This is a genomic window from Dietzia sp. NPDC055877 (assembly GCF_053615975.1).
In genome coordinates this window covers 1-3,182 of record NZ_JBSHCV010000039.1, presented here as the reverse complement: position 1 = coordinate 3,182, position 3,182 = coordinate 1, and the positions used below count along the sequence as shown (strand labels likewise).

Sequence of the window (3,182 nt, the reverse complement as noted above, 5' to 3'; positions counted from 1 at the left end):
ATCGGCGCAGAGCGACAGCCTACCTCTGACTGCCGCCAATCTTTGCAACAGAGCCTTTGCGTCAATGCAGGGAGATAGCGAAGAGCGCGCTTCAACGGAGATGCTCGAATGGGTCCACGACGGATTGGAGTCCGTGGTCGCGGCAGACGTAGATGATTCGCACGCCGTACCCGTCGGCGCCGCTCGGCTCGGGGTCGCATTCTGCGCGGCAGACGTTACAGAGCCGGTGCTCGTTGCTCCCCCAGACCGTGACCTCGATATCGTCGGGGATCTCCATTCCGTCGAACTCCATATGCGGAGGTTAGCTGTCGCGGATTGAGTCGTGTCAAGATGCGGCACCGATGCTAAACCGCCGTTACCTATGGTCATCGCGCCGGTCGCGCACTCGACGCTTAGTTCTTGAGGTACTCGAGGACGGCGATGACGCGCTTGTTCCCTGTGCGCTCGTTAAGGTCGAGCATGGTGAAGATGCTGCTGATGTGCCGTTCCGCGATCGCGACGCGACATGCACACGGTCCCTGATTTGCTCGTTTGTGAGCCCCGTAGCCATGAGCGAATCGTCAGTATCGCGGAGGAGGTGCTGCGGGAGCGGGAAAGGATTGACCTTACTGACGCAGAGACCCAAAGTGCGAGCATCCCTCATCGCTTTGATGCCAGCCCTTCAACCATTGCAACTAACCCGAACTCGAAATCTAGGTCTTGATCGACAGGCTCACATCCGTTGTCGAGCGCTGTTTGTTCTTCTAGTACGAAACCGACCGTATAGCGGCTGATAGCCATGAGAGCTCGGACCGCAGAGCCCTCAGCGAATCCTTCGGACACGAGAAACTCGATCTGACTTTCGGGGGCATCCGAGCCCGCTGGCATCTGGTCACTCTTTTGACGGTGAAACTCTGCGTGCAGCCGTGCTCCATCCCGGACTGCCAGAAGCGCTGTCCGGAAGCTCCGCGCGTTGCGCAGGAGAAAGTCGTCCCAGCGCTCCCCTGACTCTGGGAGTGAGGCGTGGTGTTCGCGATCAAGCACATCAGCTGCGAGCGATCCGAGCAGGTGGGCCTTTGTCCGAAAGTGCCAGTAGAGCGCTGGCTGCTGCACCCGCAGATGCGCAGCCAGCGCCCGTGTGGTGAAACCGTCGATCCCCGTGTTATTGAGCACATGCCTCGCACCGCGCAAGACTGCTGCACGATCGAGTCGCGCTTGTTTCTGAGCCATGCTTGCACTTTATCATCGATAACTTTATCGTTGATAAGGTGTCATCTCTCACTTCCGCTCGTGGCTCGTTGGCCACGGTCCTCATCACGGCTAGCCTCGACGCCGCCGGCATGGGCCTGGTGATGCCGATTCTTCCCGCACTGCTACACGAGGCAGGGGTCACCGCTGATGCGGTTCCGCTGAACGTCGGAGTGCTGATCGCGCTCTACGCGGTAATGCAGTTCATCTTTGCCCCCGTACTGGGAACGCTGTCGGACCGATTCGGCCGCCGCCGGGTGCTGCTTGTTTCCCTGGCCGGTGCGACCGTCGACTATCTCGTGCTCGCCACGACGTCCGCTCTGTCGGTGTTCTATATCGCCCGCGCAGTGGCTGGGATAACCGGAGCGACCAATGCGGTCACCGCCACCGTGATCGCCGACATCACGCCACCCCACCAGCGCGCCAAGCGTTTCGGTTTACTCAGTGCCTGCTATGGCGGCGGAATGATCGCGGGGCCAGCCATGGGTGGACTGTTCGGTGCCATCTCGCCACATCTGCCGTTTTTGCTCGCTGCTCTTCTCTCAGCGAGCAATCTGGCACTCACCTTTATCCTGTTACGCGAGACCCGTCCTGATTCCCCTGCGCGCTCTGCGTCGCTCGCTCAGCATCGTGGTCGCCCCGGCCTCAGCGCGGTGCCTGGGATTACCTTCCTATTAATCGCATTCGGCCTTGTTCAATTCATTGGGCAGGCTCCAGGTGCGACCTGGGTGCTGTTTACTGAACACCGCCTCGACTGGAGTCCCGTCGAAGTTGGAATCTCCCTGTCCGTTTTCGGGATCGTACAGGTTCTCGTGCAGGCCCTCCTTACTGGCCGCATCGTGGAGTGGATCGGTGAGGCAAAAACAGTCATCATCGGGTGTATTACCGACGCCTTGGGTCTCGTAGGCCTGGCGATTGTCACTGACGCATTTTCCATGGCACCTATCTTGGCGGCACTGGGGATCGGTGGCATCGGCCTCCCCGCTCTGCAAACCCTTCTCTCCCAGCGCGTCGATGAACAGCACCAAGGGCGCCTCCAGGGTGTGCTCGCCAGCATCAACAGCGTCACATCGATCTTCGGACCGGTCGCTTTCACAACGATCTTCGCGCTCACTTACATCAACGCCGACGGCTTCCTCTGGCTCTGCGCCGCAGCACTCTACGTGCCCTGCGTGATTCTCATCATGCGTGGTACAGCAGCGTCCCCGAAGTTCGGCTCTTGGGCGAGCGGCGACTCGATGTGAGTTGTGAGACGTGAGCAGGAGCAACACGGCGGCGACACTGCTTCGCCATGGCCGACTAGCGAGACGGCGCCACCGGGAAACTCGGCATCATCTACCAAGGACAGGTCAGCTGGGAGCCTGATAGACCCATCGAAATGTGCGTGCCGATCGCGGAGAAGGGCCGGGCGCATCGGATCGAGCCATAGCACCATGAGTCTTCACGGAAGTGCGTCGACGGAGACTTGGTTGTGAACCGGGCCAAGGGAGAGCTGGAGGCCCTCTCCGAGTGGCTTGCCGATGACATGAGCTGGACGCTCATCGAGAAATCCACACACAGCGGCCCCAGTGCAGCCCGAGAGGTGCGCCCGCCGTTCTCCCGAGCGGGTGGAGGTCATTTCTGTCGTCACCCACGGACGACGCGCTTCCTGCGACGGCTACCTCGAGGCTGGAGGAATGCGCGTCCGTTTCAGCCATGCGTTCCGCTTCGTCAGCACCCCCAAGACCTCGATGATCGCAGAACTGCGACGCTACTGCATCGAGACGCAGGTTGACTGAGGCCTGTGCGGACAGCACGAACGACCCTTGAGCCCGTAATCTGGGAACCGCAGAAACTACCCGATCGAAACGCAACTACTTTGCCGACCCTACGGGGTTGGCTCGCGGTCGTCGTCCTTGGCCGGGCTCTGTTGCAAAAATCGTGAAGCTTGAGCATGCTTGGCGGAGATTGGACGG

Annotated in this window: 4 protein-coding genes; 2 read left to right on the top strand and 2 right to left on the bottom strand. The window is 60.5% G+C overall.

The window, feature by feature from the left end:
• Window positions 1–91 precede the first annotated feature (91 nt).
• Together ACWGLC_RS17720 and ACWGLC_RS17715 are read right to left on the bottom strand one after the other, a co-directional pair.
• Window positions 92–292: a hypothetical protein gene (locus ACWGLC_RS17720; protein ID WP_069408167.1), complete on the bottom strand. Its 201-nt coding sequence runs from the start codon at window positions 290–292 to the stop codon at window positions 92–94.
• 347 nt (window positions 293–639) lie between these two features.
• Window positions 640–1,209 carry a TetR/AcrR family transcriptional regulator C-terminal domain-containing protein gene (locus ACWGLC_RS17715; RefSeq protein ID WP_005882738.1) on the bottom strand — a complete coding sequence of 190 codons (570 nt, stop codon included), beginning with the start codon at window positions 1,207–1,209 and terminating at the stop codon, window positions 640–642.
• 38 nt (window positions 1,210–1,247) lie between these two features.
• On the opposite strand from ACWGLC_RS17715, the gene tet(33) reads away from it, so the two are divergent.
• Together tet(33) and ACWGLC_RS17705 are read left to right on the top strand one after the other, a co-directional pair.
• Window positions 1,248–2,471 carry a tetracycline efflux MFS transporter Tet(33) gene (tet(33), locus tag ACWGLC_RS17710; protein WP_010991840.1) on the top strand — a complete coding sequence of 408 codons (1,224 nt, stop codon included), beginning with the start codon at window positions 1,248–1,250 and terminating at the stop codon, window positions 2,469–2,471.
• A gap of 363 nt (window positions 2,472–2,834) precedes the next feature.
• Window positions 2,835–3,005, top strand: a complete 171-nt coding sequence (locus tag ACWGLC_RS17705) for a hypothetical protein (protein ID WP_159081061.1) — start codon at window positions 2,835–2,837, stop codon at window positions 3,003–3,005.
• Window positions 3,006–3,182 lie beyond the last annotated feature (177 nt).

Excerpts from the sequence above, each read along its gene's own strand:
- ACWGLC_RS17720 (WP_069408167.1), bottom strand. The coding sequence starts at position 292 with ATGGAGTTCGACGGAATGGAGATCCCCGACGATATCGAGGTCACGGTC.
- ACWGLC_RS17715 (WP_005882738.1), bottom strand. The coding sequence starts at position 1,209 with ATGGCTCAGAAACAAGCGCGACTCGATCGTGCAGCAGTCTTGCGCGGT.